Here is a 20010-nt window from a genome sequence, read left to right as displayed (position 1 = left end):
TTTAACGCAGGAGAGGAGATAGAAGCATTATGCTGGAGGTAAGACAGGTTAGTAAAATATATGAAGGAAATGTGGCCTACCGGGCTTTGACTGACATTGATCTAACTATCGACGCTGGAGAATTCGTCGGGATTATGGGTCCTTCCGGAAGCGGGAAAACAACTCTTCTTAATATGATTGCCACAGTCGACGGCCCAACCACAGGGGAAATTATCATCGACAACAAGGATATAGGAAAGCTGAGCAAAAACGATTTGGCGGTATTTCGCCGCCGGCAGCTAGGATTTGTTTTTCAGGACTTCAATCTGCTGAATACCCTGACCGTGGAGGAGAATATTGTGCTGCCGCTGACACTGGATGGAACCCAGATCAGCGAAATGAAGCAAAAGGCACAAACGATTGCCGATAAGCTGGGAATTACCGCCATCATGAAAAAACGTACCTATGAAATCTCCGGGGGGCAGGCCCAGCGGACTGCAATCGCCAGAGCTATGATTCATTCACCCAAGCTGCTGCTGGCAGATGAACCCACCGGTAATCTGGATTCCAAAGCGGCAAAGGATGTCATGGATATGCTGGAAACCATCAACCGGGAACAGAAAACGACCATGATGCTTGTTACCCATGATGCTGTAGCCGCCAGCTATTGCCATCGGGTAGTGTTCATTAAGGATGGCAGATTTTATACGGAGATCCACCGTGGGGACAACCGCCAAAGCTTTTTCCAGAAAATCATTGATACACTTTCGCTGCTGGGGGGATATGGAAATGACGTTCCGTCAATTCGCATTCCGTAACGTCAGCCGGAATAAACGGCTCTACACCGCCTATTTCTTGAGCAGTATGTTTACTGTAATGGTGTTTTTTACCTTTTCCATCTTTGCCTATCATCCGATGCTCAGCGGAGATCGTATGCAGTCGAGTGCGGTGGTTGCCCTTTCGGTGTCGAAATGGATTATCTATGTGTTTTCCTTTTTTTTCGTGCTTTACTCGATGAGCGCATTTCTGCAATCACGGAAAAGGGAATTCGGATTAATGATGATGCAAGGTATGACCACCCGCCAGCTGCGGACGATGATTTTTCTGGAGAATATGATTATCGGGTTCGGAGCAACTATTAGTGGTATCGGTCTGGGAATTGTGTTTGCGAAGGGGATTTTACTTGCCGGAGAGCAGGCGCTTGCGCTCAATGAGCAGCTGCAATTCTATTTTCCGTTCAAGGCGATCTTCCTCACGCTGGCTTCATTCATGCTGCTGTTCATCCTGATCTCCCTGTTTATTTCAGTGGTGCTGCGGAGCGGTAAGCTGATCACACTTATCAAGGCGGATCGTCAGCCCAAGCGGGAGCCGAAGGCTTCACTGCTGCTGTCACTGCTTGTGGTGGCATTGCTAGGGACCAGCTATTTCCTTTCTTTACGGGCAAGCGGCTTGGATGTTGTGTTCTTGCTTCCGCCTGTAGTAATTATGGTAACTATTGGAACGTATCTGCTGTTCACACAGCTCAGTGTATATCTGATCCGGAAGCTGAAGCGAAAGGAGCGTTTTTTCTGGTTTAAGACCAATATGCTGCTGTTCTCCGATCTCTCCTACCGGATGAAGGATAATGCACGCTCCTTTTTTCTGGTCGCCATCATCTCTACAGTTTCCTTTAGTGCGATAGGCGCATTGTACGGATTTCAATCCATGCTTAATGGGGCAATGACGAAGGAAAATCCTTATCTGTTCACATATCTGGCCGCGGATAGCGACAGTAAGGAACAAGCCCATGTACAACTGATTGATCAGAGCTTAAGTGAATCCAGGGTTACTGCTGAAAAGACTTTGCTTGAGCTCAATTATTATACTGCTGAAGGCAATCAAACACTTACTCTAGTGAAGCAAGCTGAGTATAACCAGCTTGCGGAGCTGCTTGGGATCAAACCTATAAAGCTTTCTGACGGGAAGGCGGCCATCGTTGATTTTGGGCTGTCGCGGAAAGGTGAAAAGATGCTTCACCTGCCTGTAAAGCTACAGTCCGGGATAGTTATCGAAGCAGCACAGGCGGTTGTGTCCCCGGCGATACGGGGCATGAGCGGCTATTACGTTGTTCCTGATGAGCTGTTTACAAAGCTGGCCCAGCCGGATAAAGAGAGTCATTATTATGCCTGGCACGGACCGATTAAACAGCAGGGAGCGGTGGCTGCGGGCGGAAAGCTGACCAACAAGCTTCCGTATGACGAAAATTATGAATTTTATGCACTTGAATTTCAGACAAACCGGATTAATGAAAGCTTTGGGCCACTGATGTTCATCGGTTTCTTTATCGGAATTGTGTTTTTTGTCTCTGCCGGCAGCTTTCTTTATTTCCGGCTATACAGTGACCTGGATGAAGATAAACAAAAGTTCAAGGCCATTTCCAAGCTGGGACTGAGCGAAAGAGAGCTGGGCAAGATACTGAACCGCCAAATCAGTCTGCTGTTCTTCGCTCCTATCGTTGTCGCACTGGTGCATGGAGCAGTGGCGCTTACCACTCTGTCCCACATGTTCAATTATTCAATGTATAAAGAATCCGTTCTTGTACTCAGCCTGTTCTTTATCATTCAGCTCGTTTACTTTTGTGTTGTCCGTCTGTTCTACACCAGACAGATTAAATCGGCACTGGCCGGATAAAGCTTATGCCTGTAAATGCACACAAAGAAGCCGCTCCTGTGAGGGAACGGCTTCTTTGCTATTTATAAACGCTAAATACAACTTATACCAAGTTGGGAATATCCACTGCAGGCTCACTGTCAGCTTCGTAATCCACACCTTCTGTGCGGAAGCCGAACAGATTGAAAAAGTCTTCCTGATATCCGGCAAGGTCGGCAAGCTCAGGGACATTATCCGTTTCCAGCTCGGTCCAGCGGCGCATCACTTCAGTCTGAATATCCTCACGCATTTCCCAATTGTCGATCCGGATCAGGTGGCTGCCATCAGCAGCAGCCTCGCCGCCGTTGTATAAATGCTCAGCAAACAAACGGTACATCTGCTGGATGCAGTTCTCATGCAGCTCTTTATCCTTCATCACTCTGTATAGTGCTGAAATATAGAGCGGTACCACAGGAATAGCTGAGCTTGACTGAGTAACCAGAGCTTTGTTGACGGAGACAAAGGCACGACCGCCTTGTGGCTTAAGCTGGTCATTTAAAGAAATTGCAGTTTTTTCGAGATCATTTTTGGCTTGGCCGATCGTTCCGTCCTTATAGATCGGGTGGGTAACTTCCGGCCCGATATATGAATAGGCAACGGTAGTAGCCCCATCTGCAAGAACGCCTGCTTCCTGAAGCTGGTCGATCCACATGCCCCAGTCTTCACCGCCCATGACGGCTATGGTCTGGCGGACCTCATCGTCTGTCGCTGGCTCAATGCTGACGGTAGAGACTTCACCGGAGTGGAAGTTCATCGTTTTGTTCGTATACGCGCTGCCAACGGGTTTAATTACAGATGAGAAGGTTTCTCCCGTTACCGGATGAGTGCGGCGGGGGGAAGCTACACTGTAGATCACGAGATCCACTGTGCCGTATTCGGCTTTAATGAGCTCGATCGTTTTTGCTTTTATCGCATCAGAGAAAGCATCGCCGACGATGCTGTGTGATTTGAGGCCAAGCTTCGCCGCCTGCTGCTCAAGTGCTGCGGAGTTATACCAGCCGGCAGAGGCGGTGCGGGCACCCTCAGCAGGCTTGTCAAAAAACACGCCAATCGTATTCGCGCCTGCACCAAAAGCGGCGGTAATCCGCGATGCCAGACCGTATCCGGTAGAAGCGCCGATCACGAGAACATTAACCGGTCCATTCAGTTTCTTCTGTGCTTTTACATAGTCAATTTGCTGCTCCACTTGCTTGGCGCATCCCTCAGGATGGGCAGTGGTGCAAATAAAGCCGCGGGTTTTGGGCTGAATAATCATCAAGGAAATCCCCTTTGTTTAGTTTTTAACTTAATTTCCGCTAATATAGAGTATAGCAAATGATAGCTTAGAAAGATAAGTTTTGAAATTAAATTATTTTGCTGCAGGACAGCGGGAAGCGTTGAAGATCAATTTTTCCTCTAAAGCGCATAATTGCTTCCTTCACAGGTCACAATAGGGAAAAAGCAGAATGAAGGGATTAACATGAATGCTTTTCGTTTGAAAGAACAACTGTGGCGGCGGTGGAGACGTTGGAAAAAGGCTCCTTGGGTGGGAGCGGCCTGTATCGCTTTGACGGTAGTGGCCTGGCGCGGCATGCAGGTTCCGGAGGAGATCAGCGGATTGTTAAGCAATTCAGACTGGGCGATACCGGTGGAGTCGTTAGGCGAAACCTACAGCCCGGAGCAGACCGGAGGGCTGGGTGACAGCGTGGCCGCGGTGGCGGCCGTTTCTAATAATATCGGAAACAGCGGGGAAGACGGCAGTGCCGCTGTAGAGAGCAAACAGCTGCTGGAAGCGGTTAGCCAAGACGCTGTCAGCAGAAAGGTACATTTGAAGACGGTCTATGTGACGGGCGTAGAAGTACAGACCCTTTCAGGAGAGCGGAATCCGGGCCAGCTTAAAGTGCTGATAGAGAAACATCCGGGCTGGAACGGCTGGATTAGCGAGGAAGGCGACTTGTGGCTGGAGCATCGAGTAAATGATCTTTCACCGCTGACCAAAAAGGATGCGTATATCGGTGTAGACGCACAGGGGAACTTAAGCCTGTTCAAAGGTCCGCCGGCAGCGGAAAAAGTGCTGAAGACTTTTTTTCAGATGGACATAGGCTCCATGAAGTCTTCGCTCCCGGAAGGGATTATGAAACAGCTGCATGAAGGAATACGGGTGCAGGACATTGAGGAATACAACAGCGTGTTGTCGACATTCAGCGATTATGCACGCGATTCTGCGGAGCAGGCAATGCAGTCGGAATAAGCAGCAGAGAATAGTACTGGAAGGCCCCTGATCTTATGATCGGGGGCTTTTTGGCATGAGGGTTACAAATGAGGCAACATTTATATGTTGTAGTATTTCTGGAGAGGAGGCAAATTTTTTTCTCTGCTAGAGGGATTTTTGCTATAATGGGTAGAAGGAATACATATGTTCGCTTTAAGAGCGGGCAATGGATGAATACGGTGGAATATCCTGCCTGTTAGAAGGAGAGATTGGGCTTGCGCATCTTAGGAATAGACCCGGGGCTGGCGATTGTCGGCTTTGGCTTCGTAGATAAGGAAGGAAATAAATTGACGCCGGTTCAATATGGCAGTATTCAGACCGAGGCGCATACGCCTGAGGAAGAACGGCTGCTGCATGTCTATGAGGGCATGGTGCAGCTGATAGATAAATATAAGCCGGACGCAGTGGCAGTGGAAAAGCTGTTCTTCGCCCGCAATGTGACAACTGCGCTCCCGGTGGCCCAGGCACGGGGTGTGCTGATTCTGGCTGCCGTGCAGCGCGGGCTTCCCGTCGCCGAATATACACCGATGATGGTGAAGCAGGCTGTGGTCGGTTATGGCAAGGCTGAGAAGAAGCAGGTACAGGAAATGGTGAAGCTGCTGCTGAAGCTGTCCGCTGTTCCTAAGCCCGACGATGTGGCCGATGCGCTGGCAGTGGCTGTTTGCCACGCCCATTCGGTGAGTCTTAATTCCAAATTAAATGAGGTATTGCGAAAATGATAGATTACTTAAGAGGACCGGTAGTACATTTGGAGTCGGAATATGTGGTGCTGGATGTCCAGGGTGTAGGATACCGGGTGTTCTGCCCGAATCCTTATGCGTTCGCCAAGTCGGAAGGACCCGTGACCATCTACATCCATTATCAGACACGGGAGGATGCCACACTGTTGTTCGGATTCCCGACAAGGGAAGAACAGAAGCTGTTCCGCAAGCTGATTGAGGTGTCCGGCATCGGACCGCGCGTAGCGCTGGGGATTCTGACCGGCGGCACACCGGACCAACTGATCTCAGCGATTTATCAGGAGAATATCACTTTCCTAACCAAGCTGCCGGGTATTGGCAAGAAGACGGCGCAGCGGATGATTCTGGATCTGCGGGACAAACTGGATGGTTTGAGCGCCGCCTCTATGCAGACCGGGTTATTTGCGGTACCGATGGAAGAGCAGAATGCCGCCCTGCCGTGGCAGGAAGCCAGAGACGGTCTGAAAGCGCTCGGTTATACCGAAGCAGAGCTGGACCGGGTATGGCTGACGATGAAGAAAGAAGGCACAGATACAGGGACTGTTGATGTGCTGATGAAGAAGGCGCTGGGGCTGCTGTATATCGCCAAATAAGCCATAACGCAGCTGCCTAAAGGGACAGCCTTGAAGAACGGAGTGAGGAAATAGATGGATGACCGGATTATATCGGCGAATCTGATGATGGACGAGCAGGCGGTGGAATTAAGTCTGCGTCCCCGTTATCTGGGCGAATATATCGGACAGACACAGGTGAAAGAGAACCTGAAAATATATATTGAAGCAGCCAAAATGCGCAGTGAGGCACTGGATCATGTGTTGTTGTACGGGCCTCCGGGTCTTGGCAAAACCACGCTCGCGAACATTATCGCCAACGAGCTTGGTGTGAATCTGCGGACGACGTCCGGGCCGGCTATTGAGCGGCCCGGGGATCTGGCAGCGCTGTTGACCAACCTGCAGGAAGGCGACGTGCTGTTTATCGACGAAATTCATCGCCTCCACCGGACTGTGGAAGAAGTCATGTATCCGGCGATGGAGGATTTCGCACTCGATATCATGATCGGCAAAGGGCCTAGCGCCCGTTCGGTGCGGCTGGATCTGCCGCCCTTTACACTGATCGGAGCCACCACGCGGGCCGGGTTGCTGTCGGCGCCGCTGCGTGACCGCTTCGGGGTGGTCAGCCGTTTGGAATATTATACGATTGATGAGCTTAGCTTCATCGTCTCCCGCAATGCCGAACTGCTTGGCATTGAGATCCTGGGCGATGCCGCTGAAGAGATTGCCCTGCGTGCCCGGGGAACACCGCGGATTGCCAACCGCTTGCTGAAGCGGGTCCGCGATTTCGCCCAGGTGCGCGGTGACGGAATCATCACCCCCGATATTGCGGGTGAATCGCTGAAGATGCTGCAGGTCGATCCGCGCGGGCTGGACAGCATAGACCATAAGATGCTGCACTCGATGATCACCGCCTTTCGCGGCGGTCCTGTCGGGCTGGATACGATTGCCGCCACGATAGGCGAAGAGAGCCAGACTATTGAAGATGTGTATGAACCTTATCTGCTGCAGATCGGTTTCCTGCAGCGCACTCCCCGGGGACGAATGGTAACCCCGGCGGCTTATCATCACCTGGGTCTTCCGCTTCCTCCGGAGCAGCATTAAAGTTGAAATGCTAGGCCCACAACAAACTTTTAGGAGGCTTCACGATGAATCATGCGAGGCGCAAAGGGACAGGAATGGGACTGCTGGGCCGGGGATTGCTGGCGGCAACACTGATTGCGGGCAGCTTCCTGGTTCCTGCAGGTGATATCCATGCTGAATCCAGTGCAAACATCCGGGTTGCGATATATGCTGATATCGGCAGCAAATATAAATTAACCGTACCATACGTGACGCTGCAGTCTGCTAAGGACTTCAATTTTCTCTCCGGCCAGAGTGGGGCAGCCTCATTGCTGCCGGTTCCGGCCAACAGCAAAATACGCGTAAGTCTGGATAGCTACAAGGTTAAGGTTATGGAAACTGACACCTGGCAGGCAGCTGCCGATGCCGCCAAGAAGCTGCAGTCTACATCCGATAAGCCGCAGTTGCTGGTAACCTCGCGGAATGGGGTTAATGCATACCAGCTGTACACAGGTCCGTACGCCAGTGAAAATGCTGCCAAAGAAGGTCTTACCCGCGTAGGGAAAGCGGGACTGTCCATCCCGGCGGGCCAAACGTCAGCAGTAAAGGGCATTAAACACTTGTCTGCCGGAGAGTTCGCTTCCACTGAGGAAGCAGATGCTGCTCTCCAGGCACTGACGGCAGCCAATTTTGATGCCTGGAAGGTAATGGTGGCTGGAGCGGACGGCAGTGCAAAGACGCAGGTTTGGGTCGGCGAAGCTGCTGGCGAAAGTGAGCTTTCCGCCCTGCAGACCGAAGTTGCGGCTGCACTTCCCCAGCTTGTCTTGTCTCCTGCTTCAGCACCCGGGTTAATTATCCGCAGTGACGCAGGATTGGACCTCAGTAAGGAGGGACAAGCGTTTCATTACAGTGTGTCCGGAGTGAGTGCCAAGTTTATTGCTGCAGGCAATGAATCGGGGATTCAACTGGAGGAGAGATCCAAACGTACGTATCGCGGCAGCTTGGAGCTAAGCGGATTGAACGGTTCACTGGCTGTCATTAATGAAGTTCCGCTGGAGCAATATCTGTATGCTGTAGTCGGCGGAGAAGTTTCCTCGAGCTGGAATCAAGAGGCACTTAAGGCCCAGGCAGTCGCCGCGCGCAGCTATGCGCTGTTTCAGGGCAAACGTTTTGATGTGGCTGATGTGGTTGATACGACACTAAGCCAGGTATATAACGGCATCGGGGCCGAAGCACCTACAATTATCAAGGCGGTGGATGCCACAGCCGGTGAAGTGCTGAAGAGTGGCGGGAAGATTGTCGAAACCGTCTTCTCCTCCAACAGCGGCGGCCGCACAGCGGATCCGTCAGAGGTCTGGGGCAATGGCGGAGCTGCTTTTGTCAGTGTGCTCAGCGCTGAGGATGCTTCGGCCGCTGCCTCATTTAAGAAGTGGTATTATGTGCTGCTGTCTAGCGGTGCCTCCGGCTATGCCCGTGAAGATAATATGAAACTGACCGGCAGTAAGACGGCGGCAGGGCTTCCCCTTGCGACAGCTTCGACCAGTAATGTGAACATTCGGCCGCTGCCTGTTATCGACAGCAGTGCAAGTCCGGTAGGCAAACTGAATCCCGGTGAGAATGCTGTCGTATTGGATCAAGTCTATGAATCCGGGAGCTATAGCTGGATTAAAGGACCGTACACCTCGGCAGAGCTGCTCAAAAGCTTAGCCGGCAAGACAAGCAGTACACTGCCGTCATCCATTACCAGCCTGCAGGTTACCCAGCGCGGGCCTTCAGGAAGAGTCACACAGGTCAAAGCCAACGGTAATATTCTGCAGGTTAAGTACCCGGATCTTTTCCGTTCCGCCTTTAATGGACTGCCCAGTACCTTGTTTGATATTGTACCTTCCGGCAGTTATACTGTATTAGGCGCTGACGGCTCTACCGCAACCATTGGCGGAACACAGTCTGCGGGTGTGCTTTCTGCATCCGGCAAGGTTACTGCCCAGAGCAGCGGAACGGTTGTAATGGGAGCCGATTCTTCGGCAAGAGTGGTTACAACTAACCCGGGATTTTACTTTATCGGCTGGGGCAATGGCCATGGGCTCGGCATGTCGCAGTGGGGCGTGAAAGGTATGGCCGATAACGGGTATGATTACAAGCAAATATTGCAACACTATTTTAATAACGTTACTATAGTTAAGGAATGAAGACTGACCATGAATGTAGACGATTATGACTTTCATTTGCCGGAGGAGCTGATTGCCCAGACTCCACTTTCTGACCGTAGCGCCTCAAGGCTGCTGCTGGTAAACAAGGAGAACGGAGAGCTTGCTCATCGGCATTTTACCGACATACTGGAGCAGTTTCAGCCGGGGGATACGCTTGTTCTGAATGATACGCGCGTTATTCCTGCCAGACTATTTGGGATCAAGGAAGACACCGGAGCCAAGGCGGAAGTACTGCTCCTGAAGAATCTGGGAGAGGACCGGTGGGAAGCGCTGGTGAAGCCGGGCAAGAAGCTGAAGACCGGTGCGGTCATTATTTTCAGCGATGAACTCCGTGCGGTGATCGAAGACGAGGCCGATATGGGCGGCCGGACATTGCGCTTCATGTATGAAGGAATCTTTCAGGAGATTCTGGACAGACTGGGGACGATGCCCCTTCCACCTTATATTAAAGAAACGCTCGATGACCGGGAACGGTATCAGACGGTGTATGCCCGGCATGAAGGCTCAGCAGCGGCACCTACGGCTGGACTGCATTTTACAAAGGAACTGTTGGAGCGTATTGCTGCAAAAGGTGTGAATATTGCTTACATTACACTTCACGTTGGACTTGGCACATTCCGCCCGATGTCAGTAGAGAAGGTTGAAGAGCATGTCATGCATGCCGAGTATTTCGAGCTGTCCCGGCAAACTGCAGAGCTTCTGAATGAGGCGAGAGCAAGAGGCGGCCGTATTATCGCTGTTGGTACAACCTCCTGCCGGACTCTGGAGACCGTGGGCAATAAGTTCCAGGGCGGACAGATTGAAGAATGCAGCGGGTGGACGGATATCTTCATTTATCCCGGTTATGCATTCACAGTTGTTAACGCATTGATTACTAACTTTCACCTGCCAAAGTCCACTTTGGTTATGCTGGTGAGTGCTTTAGCAGGACGTGAACAGATTCTCGCCGCCTATGAGGAAGCGATAGCGCAGCAGTACCGCTTTTTCAGCTTTGGTGATGCGATGTTTATTTATTAAGCAAGAGGAAGGGTTAAACAAATGGCAGCAATAACTTATGAACACATTAAGACCTGCAAGCAGTCCGGAGCCCGGCTCGGCAGAGTCCATACCCCGCATGGTGTCATCGAGACACCTGCCTTTATGCCTGTTGGCACACAAGCTACAGTCAAGACCATGAGTCCCGAAGAACTGAAAGAAATGGACGCTCATATTATACTGAGCAACACATACCATTTATTTCTGCGGCCTGGCCATGACATCATTCGTGAGGCCGGTGGTCTGCACAAGTTTATGAATTGGGACCGGCCGATTCTGACGGACAGCGGTGGGTTTCAGGTATTCTCACTGAGCGATATGCGCAAAATTACCGAGGAAGGCGTACATTTCCGCTCCCATCTAAATGGAGACAAGAAATTCCTTTCGCCGGAAGTGGCGATGGAGGTTCAAAACGCACTTGGCTCCGATATCATGATGGCATTTGATGAATGCCCGCCTTTCCCGGCTGAATATGATTACGTCAAAAAGTCATTGGAACGTACCTCACGCTGGGCCGAAAGATGTCTCAAAAGCCATGCCCGTCCCGAGGATCAGGGGCTGTTCGCTATTGTACAGGGAGGCATGCATGAGGATTTGCGCCGCCAGAGTGCGGCTGATTTGACTTCCATGGATTTCCCGGGGTATGCTATTGGGGGGCTCAGCGTCGGAGAGTCCAAGCAGCTAATGTATGAAGTGCTGGATTATACTGTTCCGCTGCTGCCGCAAGGGAAACCGCGTTATTTAATGGGTGTCGGTTCACCGGATGCGCTGCTTGAAGGGTCAATCCGCGGAGTGGACATGTTCGACTGTGTTCTGCCTACCCGCATTGCCCGTAATGGAACGACAATGACCAGTCAGGGAAGACTCGTTGTACGCAACGCACAGTATGCACGTGATTTCGGGCCGCTTGATCCGGAATGCAGCTGCTATACCTGCCGGAATTATTCCCGGGCTTATTTGCGCCATTTAATCAAAGCCGATGAAACGTTTGGCTTGCGGTTAACGACATACCATAACTTACACTTCCTGCTGGATTTGATGCGTAAAGTGCGTGAAGCCATCAGAGAGGATCGGCTGCTTGATTTTCGCGATGAGTTTTTTGCACAATACGGATTGTATGATAATCTCAAAGGCTTCTAGTACGCCTGTAACAGAAGAACTGGATTGTGCTTTAATGCGTATCGAAAGGGGGGAAAGGATATGTTACATTTTCAATTTGCAGCAAATCAAGGGGGGACTGGCAGCATTCTAGGTCTCGTAGGCCCGTTTGTACTTATGTTTGTGGTGTTCTATTTCTTGCTCATTCGTCCGCAGCAGAAGAAAACTAAAGCACGCAACGGAATGTTGAAAGCTCTGAAGAAGGGCGATAAGGTAGTCACTATTGGTGGCCTTCACGGGACGATCATGGAGATTTCCGACGACATCGTCGTTTTGCGCGTTAATGATGTGACCCGTTTAACCTTTGACCGGGGCTCTATCAGCCATGCTGTGGCACTGGAGACGGAAGGTAAGGAATAGTATTTCTTCACAACCTACATAAAAAGCGGCGTATCTCCTTCGGGAGAACGCCGCTTTTTGGCATGCTATCACATAAATCTCGTATTCATCACCCTGAGGGAATTGAAAAATTAACGGGCATCTGTGGCGCGGCTTCGGACTGGAAGCGATGTTTCCTCGCTGCGGAGTGTCAGCTTGGCCAGCTGTACTGCAGCAGAGGTGGACACAACAGCCAGCAGAGTGCCGCCCAGCATATCAATCAGCCAATGAATGCCGAGATAGAAGATTCCGAACACAATAGCTACTGCTGAAATCGTTGAGATAATCTTCCAGCGGTTGTTCCCTGACCGAAAGGCGAGCAGCGCCGTAGCTACAGCGATGGCCGTGTGCAGACTAGGGAAACAGTTGTTTAGACCGGAGAGCGGCCTGTATTCCTGTTCAAAGTTTGGAAAGACATCCAACATGATGAATCTTACACCTGCCGGAGCATAGGACCAAACTTCGTTGATTGGAAAATATAAAAAGAACGGAATGGCGACTGTGTAAATTAGCATGATCGTGTAGCAGGTGGCATACAGCATCAGGCGGTTCTTCTCCAGCAAATAGACTCCGAGTGAAGCAGCCAGCACGGCTTGGAGCATAAAGATATAGAAGAAAGCGACAATAGGTGTAAGCCAGGGAGCGTAGAATATTTGCTGTACGGTCTGGACAAAATGTCCTTCAAGTCCAAAAAATACAGAAGTATAATCCGATGCGAGCTGCATCTTCTGCTCAATCTGCAGCTCATACTTATTCAGGAGGAGAACACTGATCATTCCAACAATAACCAACAGAAATTTATAGGAGTGCAGCAGTTCCTTTCCGAGTTCTACAAAGGCCATTAAAGGGTTGCGCCTGGTACTGATCCAGATCAGCAGAATTACTATTACAACAGTGTACAAAACAACATGGTTCATGGATTGGTAAAGCAAAGCTATCGAAGCCTCCTCAAGCTCTTACGAATTCAGATGAAACCAGTGTAACATATTTTTAAGAGAATGGTTTCAAATTTTATGGATTCTAATAATTTAGTTTTTTTGTAAATTAACTCCAAACATTCCGCCGAGCGCTCCGATTGCTGCAGCAGCCATAACCCATACAGCATCAATGCCTGCAGGGGCACTGTCAAGCGCCAAAAATCCGACCAGCAGCACAATGATTCCGTAGAATCCCCCCGTAAGTGATCCTTGATACCAGCCCTTACTGGTTGCTCTGCGCCCTGCCGTCAGTCCGCCGAATGCGGCGGCGATGCCGTGTACGAAGTAGGTATACGTTGTAAGATCCTGTTCCTTCAGACCACTGCCCCACAGCAAAAGAGAGAGGACAAACGCGCCCAGCAGCATCCACAGGAAGGATCGGCATAAACCGGATAATACAGGACTCGTTATTCTCCATGAGAACAGGCGCCGAATGAAGTACATGGTAAAACCTCCTAAATGTTTTTTGACGATCACCTTGAGTTAACTAATATTCATTGTATGGGGAGGCTTGCCCCAATAGTACAAGAATGGCAAAGCCTGCTCATTTACCATTAATTAATAAGACCATTTCCGAATGTTCCCTTGGCAGGGAGGCCAGAATAGGGGTACATTAATCCGCCCGTAAGGCAAACTGCCCGGGCGAGAAGCGGAAAGGGGAGCGAAGAGAATATGTTCCAGCATATTACTACCCATATCTTTCTGACCGTGCTGATGTATATCTTCATTTTCCTGAGCATGCGGATAATGGGGAAACGGGAAATTGGCAAGCTGTCTGTATTCGATTTAACGATTTCGATCATGATTGCTGAAATTGCCGTGTTTGTCATTGATGACATCGAACGGCCGGTCTATGACGGAATCGTGCCCATGGCAACCTTGGTACTGATTCAGGTGCTTGTGGCCCAGTTCAGCCTTAAGAACAGAAAGCTGCGGCTGCTGATTGACGGCAAGCCCAGCGTACTGATCTCAGATGGCAAAATACACCGCGGGGAAATGCGCAGGCAAAGGTACAACCTTGATGATTTGCTGCTCCAGCTGCGGGGTCAGAACATCGACAGCCCTGCTGATGTGGAGTTTGCCATTCTGGAAACCAGCGGCCAGCTTACCGTCATTGAGAAGAACAGGGGAGTGTCGTCATCCAACCAATCGGGAAACAGCAGCTCTAATGCCGAACGGAATGAACAGGGAAACAGTGGTGCTGACAGCTCCGGCAGCGTCAAGCTGCCGAAGCATAAAATCAGGTACGAAGGCCTGCCGATTCCGCTCATTATGGACGGGAAGGTGCAGGATACAAATCTAGAGATGATCGGGAAAACAAGATTCTGGCTAAGAACCCAGATCCGCCAAAAGGGCGTATCTGATTTTCGCGATGTTTTTCTGTGCTCGATAGATCACAAGGGTGAAATTTATGTAGACCGTCACCGCTCCAGATAGAGTAAAATATTAACGCCGGCGTTTGAAGAATGGCACACGGTCTAGGTCGCGGGTAGAGATCAGGCCTGAAAGCAGGCATATTCCCAGGTAAAGAGCCATCCCGCTGGCGGCGGAAAGCAAAAATTGCAGCCACTGGGCATCGGCGATGGGAACAGAGGTATAGATGTAAGACATGCCAGCGGCCATGATAATCACCGCGGTCAACGTTTTGAGTGGATCGGAAACTCTAATCGACAATTTAATCAGCTTAACCACGCTGAAGCCGTGCAGCAAGGTTACAAAAATGCTGTTAACGATAATTGCGATTATTGCGCCATAAATCCCGTATTCGGGCTGGGAGGCCAAAAGGAGAATGAGCAGGATTTTGATTACCGCACCAATCAGCGTATTTATAAGCGCCCTCCCGGGGCGGTCCATAGCTTGAAGAGCAGCCTGCAACGGTGCTTGGACATAGAGGAAGAGTGCAAAAGGTGCCATCATCCGCAGCATCGGAGCGGTATCCGCATTGCCGTACATCAGCGTACATAGCGGTACGGCAAGAATATACATAATTGCAGCAAAAGGGGCTCCGGTTACCATAGCGAGCCTCAGGGCCTGGTGCATTCTTTTATGAATGGTTGCCAAATCATGGCGCGCTGCCGCCTCTGACAAGGAAGGAACGAGCGAAACAGCAAGGGAAGAGCTGAGCACTCCCGGCAGCAGCAGCAGTGGAATAACCATCCCTTGTAAGGAGCCGTACTGCGCGGTTGCAGCTGCGGTGGCAATTCCGGCAAGGGCCAGACTGCGGGCGGTAATAATAGATTCCAGAAGATAGGAAAAAGAGCCGACGAGCCTTCCGGCCGTAACGGGAACAGCAATGCCTAGCAGACGTTTCAGTACAGAAGTTTGCTTGCCCGCTGAAGGTTCAGGGATAACCGGATCTGGAATGTCATTTTCCGCGGTTACAGGGTCAGGAAGATCCTTCTTGTCCTTTTTTAGGATGTAATAATATTGCCATAGCAGCACCAGCATGCCGACGATTTCGCCAACGGTCACCCCTAACATTGCACCTGCCGCAGCAAAGGCAATACCCTTCGGAAGCAGCAGCCAAGAGAACCACAACATAAAGATAATACGGATTACTGACTCCAGAACGGAGGAAAGTGCGGAAGGAATCATGTTTTGCCTGCCCTGAAAATAGCCCCGGTATATGGAAGATACGGCAACGATAGAGATCATCGGCGTCATGCTGACAAATGTATAATACACACGACTGTCCGTAAGGAGCACATTGGATACCCATGAGGCGCTGAACAGGGCGACCATGGTGAACAAGATGCCGAGCGCCAGGCTGAGGGTAAGTCCGGTATGCAGAATACGGCGTGACTCTTCAGGCCGGTTCTCTCCCTCTGCCTCAGCTACCATTTTGGCGATGGCCAGCGGAATCCCTCCAGTGATTACAGTGATCAGCACGATGAAAAAGGGATAACCCAACTGATAAAGACCAACGCCTTCAGCACCGACAATACGGGGTAATGCAATGCGCGGAATGAATCCAAGCATCCGGTTAATAATGCCTGCGGCAAGCAGTATAAGCGTTCCTTGGATAAAGCTTTGTTTCCTTAGATTACTCAAAGGGCACTCCTTCTTCCCGAATTGAAATAAAACGCTGGCGTTCCTGTCTGTCCAAAAGGTAAGCTTGTGGATGCAGGCTTGTATATTGATATGCGGTACCCTGTCTACTCCATGACAAGCTTTGGAAATGATAAGTTTTAACCCGGAAGAAGGAATGCGGGGGAGTCTGGTCGAATACTAAAAAGTAACATGCGAAAGCGAGCGAACTTTGGAGGTGTCAACACGTGGAATCGATAGAGTGGAGTGATGATGAGCTTGGTGAAGATATCGAAGCCATGTGCCGCAGCAAAGCGGAGGAATTCCGACTCCTCGGCTATGAGTATGTAACAGGCAAGGATATCTGGGATTGCATCAGCCGCAACTATGCCAAGGAGGGCAACCCTCCCCTGCACAAGCTTGTGAACGATATCTATTCCTTGAAATCCACTAGTTATATGAATTATTTAACGATTGCCGCTTATCGGGGATTAAACTGATACAAGGAATGATTTTCTTTTGCAAATGGCTATAGGAAGCAGTAAAGTAAGAGAAGACCAATTTTGCTTTTCCTATCAAACGGATGGCTTGCCTTGGGCAGAGCCGGCCGTTTCTTTGTGTGAGTATAACACCGTCGTTCCTCCACGAATTGACGGTGATTTCGCACGTAGCTATAATAGGAATATTGAGTAATGAAAGGGGAACTAGCAAGAGCATGAAGAGACTTTTGAGCTTTATCATTACCGTGCTCGTTTTAACAGGCGTCATGGCATTTAGTACTCCCGGACTATTGGACAAGGTTCGACTGGGGCTTGACCTGAAGGGCGGTTTCGAGATTCTGTATCACGCGGAGCCGATGGAAACAGGAGGAGAACTGAGCCATGCCTCGCTGCAGAAAACAGCGGAAAGTCTGGAGAAACGTGCCAATGCGCTTGGCACAAGCGAACCTGAAGTAACTACTGAGGGAACTGACCGCATCCGTCTGAAAATTGCGGGCGTTACCGACGAGGCCGAGGTACGCAAGAAGATGAAGGAACCTGCGGTTCTGACCTTCCGCAGTGCTGCCGAAGGCGATGCTCCTGGAGTTTACAGCAAGATAGAACTCGTGGGCAGTGACTTTGTTGAGAATGCTGCCGAGGTTCAAAGCAACAACTTGAACCAGCCTGAGATCGGGATTACTGTTAAGGATAAGGATAAATTCGCGGAAATTACCAAGCGCCTGCTGGGTAAAGAACTCGCTATTTATCTTGATGAGCAATTGTTATCCGACCCTCCACCAACGGTAAGAGCAGTACTTACAGATGGAAAAGCTTCGATTTCCGGAGGTTATACTATAGAAGGGGCCCGTGAACTGGCCGACACGATTAACCTCGGTGCCCTTCCGCTGAAGCTGACAGAGAAATATTCACAAAGCGTAGGCGCTACCTTGGGTAAACAATCCCTTGATCAAACGATCAGAGCGGGACTTGTGGGTTCCCTGATTATCTTGATCTTTATGATCGGCATGTACCGCTTGCCGGGCCTGCTGGCCAGCTTTGCACTCATTCTGCATACATGGCTGCTGATTCTGGTATTTGTCGTTGCCGACTTTACGCTGACACTTCCTGGTATTGCCGCATTTATTCTCGGTATTGGGATGGCAGTTGACGCCAATATCATTACCAACGAACGGATAAGAGAAGAAATGCGCAGCGGGAAGAGCATATTGTCTTCCGTCAAAGCGGGGAATAAAACCTCTTTCCGGACCGTTATGGACGCCAATGTGACGACTATAATCGTAGCGGCCGTTATGTTCGCATTTGGTACGGGTGCGGTTAAGGGCTTTGCTCTGATACTGATTGTGGAAATTGTGCTCAGTATCGTAACGAACCTCTATTTTGCCCACTGGCTGCTCAGTACACTGGTCAAAGCCGGCGTTCTGAAAAAGCCGAAGCAATTTGGGGTAAAGGAGAGTGACATCCGTGCGCTTTAAGAAAGAACTTGATTTTGTACATTTGAGTAAGTTTTTCTATATTTTTTCCATTGTCCTTACGATACTCGGCTTAGTGTTCCTGGGCTTTCTTGGACTGAACTACAGCGTTGATTTCAAGGCCGGCTCCAATGTTGACGTGGCGCTGTCCAAGACGATTACACAGGAAGAGCTTAATCCTGCGCTCAGCGGTCTGGGCCTCTCCCATGAACCAAGCATCACCATTGGTGAGAAACGGGTGAATATCCGTTATGATGAGGTTCTTAAAGAGGAACAGAGCGAGCAGCTGCAGGCTGCAATTAACAAGATTGATGATAAAGCTTCCTTCGAGATTAACACGGTAGATACAGAAATGGCCAAAGAGCTGGCGCGTAATGCGATCTATTCTGTGCTAATTTCCTGTCTGGGGATTATCATTTATGTAAGTATCCGCTTTGAATGGCGTTTTGCCCTGGCTGCGATTGTAGCGTTGGCTCATGATGCGTTTATGGTTGTTGCGATCTTCTCGATTTTCCGCCTGGAGGTGGATTTGACCTTCATTGTCGCGGTGCTGACCATTATCGGTTATTCCATCAATGATACCATCGTTATCTTTGACCGGATTCGCGAGAATTTGCGCTTCGGCAAGCAGAAGACGTATGAGGACCTTAAGGGACTGGTGAACAAAAGTGTGAGCCAAACCCTGATGCGTTCCCTCTACACAGCGTTTACGGTATTTATTGCTGCATTCTTCCTGCTTATCCTTGGCGGAGAGTCTATCAAAATGTTCTCACTTGCGATGGTTATCGGTTTGCTCTTCGGAGCCTATTCCTCGATCTTTATCGCGAGTCCGCTCTGGCTGCTGCTGAAGAAGCGCCAGAAGACTCCAGTGAAGAACAATCCGGCCAAAGCTTAAAATTTCCTGTCCCGAAAAGCCGCGTCAAAGGCGACGCGGCTTTTCGAATCTTTGGAGTGGAATGAGCAAACTTCAATCATCATGAGATTACTCGCTACCCGGCAAGGAGGGCCTCGTTATGAATGACAAACAATCACCGCAAAGTGAGACGGTTGCCTGGACTGGAATCGTCAGCGATGTTGCATTAGCTTTGGCTAAAGGAAGTGTTGGCTATTTCTCCGGCAGCAAAGCACTGCTGGGTGATGCTTTATATTCCGGAGCAGACGCTGCAGCCAAGCTGGCGGATATTCTTCCGTGGCGCTCAGAACTGGTTAAGAGGAATAAAGAAACAGAGCGTACCCAGAAAGGGCAGCGTAATAAGGAACCGATTGTCGCGATCCTTTTTTCAGTTCTTATTCTAATGGGCGGGCTGCAAATTGCCTTCTCGGCAATTCGCGATTTAACCCGGGGACATTTATCACCCACTGGAGAGGCGGCGATTGTCACCGTCCTGATCTCCATCGCGTTTAAAGAGGCTATCTTTCAATATCAATATCGTTATTTTAAGAAAATTGGCGATGGCAGCCATGCCGCATACGCGGATAACCACCGCTTCAGTCTATATACTTCAATTACCGTATTCGTCGGGATTGCCGGGTCGTTTGCTGGAGGATATCTCAACTGGAATCCGCTGCTGTATATGGACCCGATTGCCGCTCTTCTAACCAGCGCACTAATTATCCGTAAAGGGTATTCACTGATTATGACTTCTGTATTGGCCCAGAGGGATCAGGAACTTCCTTCCGCGGAGACGGCCAGCTTTATTGAAACCGTGGAACGGGTGCATGGTGTTATTCGTGTAGAGTATTTAAAAGCACTTGAGCAGGGGCGTTACGTGAACCTCCAAGTTAAAATCAGCGTCAACCCGCGGATTACCGTGACGGAAGCCCAGGATATTTCGGAATGCGCCAGGAAGCTGCTGCAGCACCGTTTTGTCCATGTGGGCGAGGTTCATATGGATGTTGTGCCTTATGATCCGGGTTATCCTTACAAAAGCAACTATGAGCTCGTGGACAACGATAGTCCCACGCTGCTCCAGTAGTTCGCAGGG

Annotated in this window: 19 protein-coding genes; 15 read left to right on the top strand and 4 right to left on the bottom strand. The window is 50.1% G+C overall.

Annotated features, from left to right (window positions below; translation table 11 throughout):
* Positions 1 to 29: 29 nt before the first annotated feature.
* Positions 30 to 797 (top strand): ABC transporter ATP-binding protein, encoded by a 768-nt coding sequence (locus NST07_RS27250; protein WP_341095700.1) that lies wholly within the window; start codon positions 30 to 32, stop codon positions 795 to 797.
* A complete protein-coding gene (locus NST07_RS27245; protein ID WP_342480535.1) occupies positions 769 to 2649 on the top strand; it encodes an ABC transporter permease in 1881 nt (626 codons plus the stop codon). Before NST07_RS27250 ends, NST07_RS27245 begins: the two co-directional genes overlap by 29 nt.
* Positions 2650 to 2731: 82 nt before the next feature.
* Here the strand turns inward: NST07_RS27245 and fabV are convergent, their stop codons facing one another.
* Positions 2732 to 3922 carry an enoyl-ACP reductase FabV gene (fabV, locus tag NST07_RS27240; RefSeq protein WP_341095696.1) on the bottom strand — a complete coding sequence of 397 codons (1191 nt, stop codon included), beginning with the start codon at positions 3920 to 3922 and terminating at the stop codon, positions 2732 to 2734.
* A 219-nt stretch (positions 3923 to 4141) separates the two neighbouring features.
* Here fabV and NST07_RS27235 point away from each other — a divergent pair, with 219 nt between their 5' ends.
* The 8 genes from NST07_RS27235 (at position 4142) to yajC (ending at position 12034) form a co-directional block, all read left to right on the top strand.
* Positions 4142 to 4897, top strand: a complete 756-nt coding sequence (locus NST07_RS27235) for a BofC C-terminal domain-containing protein (RefSeq protein ID WP_341379601.1) — start codon at positions 4142 to 4144, stop codon at positions 4895 to 4897.
* Positions 4898 to 5133: 236 nt separating this feature from the next.
* Positions 5134 to 5637: a crossover junction endodeoxyribonuclease RuvC gene (ruvC, locus tag NST07_RS27230; protein WP_038595613.1), complete on the top strand. Its 504-nt coding sequence runs from the start codon at positions 5134 to 5136 to the stop codon at positions 5635 to 5637.
* On the top strand, positions 5634 to 6251 hold the full coding sequence (gene ruvA / locus NST07_RS27225; protein ID WP_341095693.1) for a Holliday junction branch migration protein RuvA: 618 nt from the start codon (positions 5634 to 5636) through the stop codon (positions 6249 to 6251). The genes ruvC and ruvA overlap by 4 nt, the downstream gene beginning before the upstream one ends.
* Before the next feature lie 54 nt (positions 6252 to 6305).
* On the top strand, positions 6306 to 7313 hold the full coding sequence (ruvB, locus tag NST07_RS27220) for a Holliday junction branch migration DNA helicase RuvB (protein WP_076109170.1): 1008 nt from the start codon (positions 6306 to 6308) through the stop codon (positions 7311 to 7313).
* Between the two features lie 44 nt (positions 7314 to 7357).
* Positions 7358 to 9460 (top strand): SpoIID/LytB domain-containing protein, encoded by a 2103-nt coding sequence (locus NST07_RS27215; RefSeq protein ID WP_341379600.1) that lies wholly within the window; start codon positions 7358 to 7360, stop codon positions 9458 to 9460.
* Positions 9461 to 9469: 9 nt separating this feature from the next.
* Positions 9470 to 10498: a tRNA preQ1(34) S-adenosylmethionine ribosyltransferase-isomerase QueA gene (queA, locus tag NST07_RS27210; protein ID WP_341095688.1), complete on the top strand. Its 1029-nt coding sequence runs from the start codon at positions 9470 to 9472 to the stop codon at positions 10496 to 10498.
* A 21-nt stretch (positions 10499 to 10519) separates the two neighbouring features.
* Positions 10520 to 11656: a tRNA guanosine(34) transglycosylase Tgt gene (gene tgt, locus NST07_RS27205; RefSeq protein WP_076109167.1), complete on the top strand. Its 1137-nt coding sequence runs from the start codon at positions 10520 to 10522 to the stop codon at positions 11654 to 11656.
* Between the two features lie 60 nt (positions 11657 to 11716).
* Positions 11717 to 12034: a preprotein translocase subunit YajC gene (gene yajC, locus NST07_RS27200; protein ID WP_076109166.1), complete on the top strand. Its 318-nt coding sequence runs from the start codon at positions 11717 to 11719 to the stop codon at positions 12032 to 12034.
* A 110-nt stretch (positions 12035 to 12144) separates the two neighbouring features.
* On the opposite strand, the gene NST07_RS27195 is transcribed toward yajC, so the two are convergent.
* Positions 12145 to 12984 carry a phosphatase PAP2 family protein gene (locus NST07_RS27195; RefSeq protein ID WP_341095686.1) on the bottom strand — a complete coding sequence of 280 codons (840 nt, stop codon included), beginning with the start codon at positions 12982 to 12984 and terminating at the stop codon, positions 12145 to 12147.
* A 96-nt stretch (positions 12985 to 13080) separates the two neighbouring features.
* Complete coding sequence (locus NST07_RS27190) at positions 13081 to 13473, bottom strand: TIGR04086 family membrane protein (RefSeq protein WP_341095684.1); 393 nt, start codon at positions 13471 to 13473, stop codon at positions 13081 to 13083.
* A 228-nt stretch (positions 13474 to 13701) separates the two neighbouring features.
* Here NST07_RS27190 and NST07_RS27185 point away from each other — a divergent pair, with 228 nt between their 5' ends.
* The gene (locus NST07_RS27185; protein WP_341095682.1) at positions 13702 to 14466 is read left to right on the top strand and encodes a DUF421 domain-containing protein; all 765 of its coding nucleotides are present in this window, start codon (positions 13702 to 13704) and stop codon (positions 14464 to 14466) included.
* Between the two features lie 9 nt (positions 14467 to 14475).
* Here NST07_RS27185 and spoVB read toward each other — a convergent pair whose 3' ends face one another.
* On the bottom strand, positions 14476 to 16080 hold the full coding sequence (gene spoVB / locus NST07_RS27180; RefSeq protein WP_342480534.1) for a stage V sporulation protein B: 1605 nt from the start codon (positions 16078 to 16080) through the stop codon (positions 14476 to 14478).
* A gap of 224 nt (positions 16081 to 16304) precedes the next feature.
* Between spoVB and NST07_RS27175 the strand changes: the two genes are divergently transcribed.
* The 4 genes from NST07_RS27175 to NST07_RS27160 all read left to right on the top strand — a co-directional run bounded on the left by NST07_RS27175 (position 16305) and on the right by NST07_RS27160 (position 20001).
* Positions 16305 to 16556, top strand: a complete 252-nt coding sequence (locus tag NST07_RS27175) for a post-transcriptional regulator (RefSeq protein WP_341095677.1) — start codon at positions 16305 to 16307, stop codon at positions 16554 to 16556.
* A 215-nt stretch (positions 16557 to 16771) separates the two neighbouring features.
* Complete coding sequence (gene secD / locus NST07_RS27170) at positions 16772 to 18028, top strand: protein translocase subunit SecD (protein ID WP_341095674.1); 1257 nt, start codon at positions 16772 to 16774, stop codon at positions 18026 to 18028.
* Positions 18018 to 18920 carry a protein translocase subunit SecF gene (gene secF / locus NST07_RS27165; protein WP_341095672.1) on the top strand — a complete coding sequence of 301 codons (903 nt, stop codon included), beginning with the start codon at positions 18018 to 18020 and terminating at the stop codon, positions 18918 to 18920. Before secD ends, secF begins: the two co-directional genes overlap by 11 nt.
* A gap of 118 nt (positions 18921 to 19038) precedes the next feature.
* Positions 19039 to 20001, top strand: a complete 963-nt coding sequence (locus NST07_RS27160; RefSeq protein WP_341095670.1) for a cation diffusion facilitator family transporter — start codon at positions 19039 to 19041, stop codon at positions 19999 to 20001.
* Positions 20002 to 20010 lie beyond the last annotated feature (9 nt).

Source organism: Paenibacillus sp. FSL L8-0340 (genome assembly GCF_038593145.1).
In the GTDB taxonomy this organism is placed as follows: domain Bacteria; phylum Bacillota; class Bacilli; order Paenibacillales; family Paenibacillaceae; genus Paenibacillus_AQ.
Note: the sequence above shows the minus strand (reverse complement) of the source record. Positions and strands in the feature narration are given on the sequence as shown.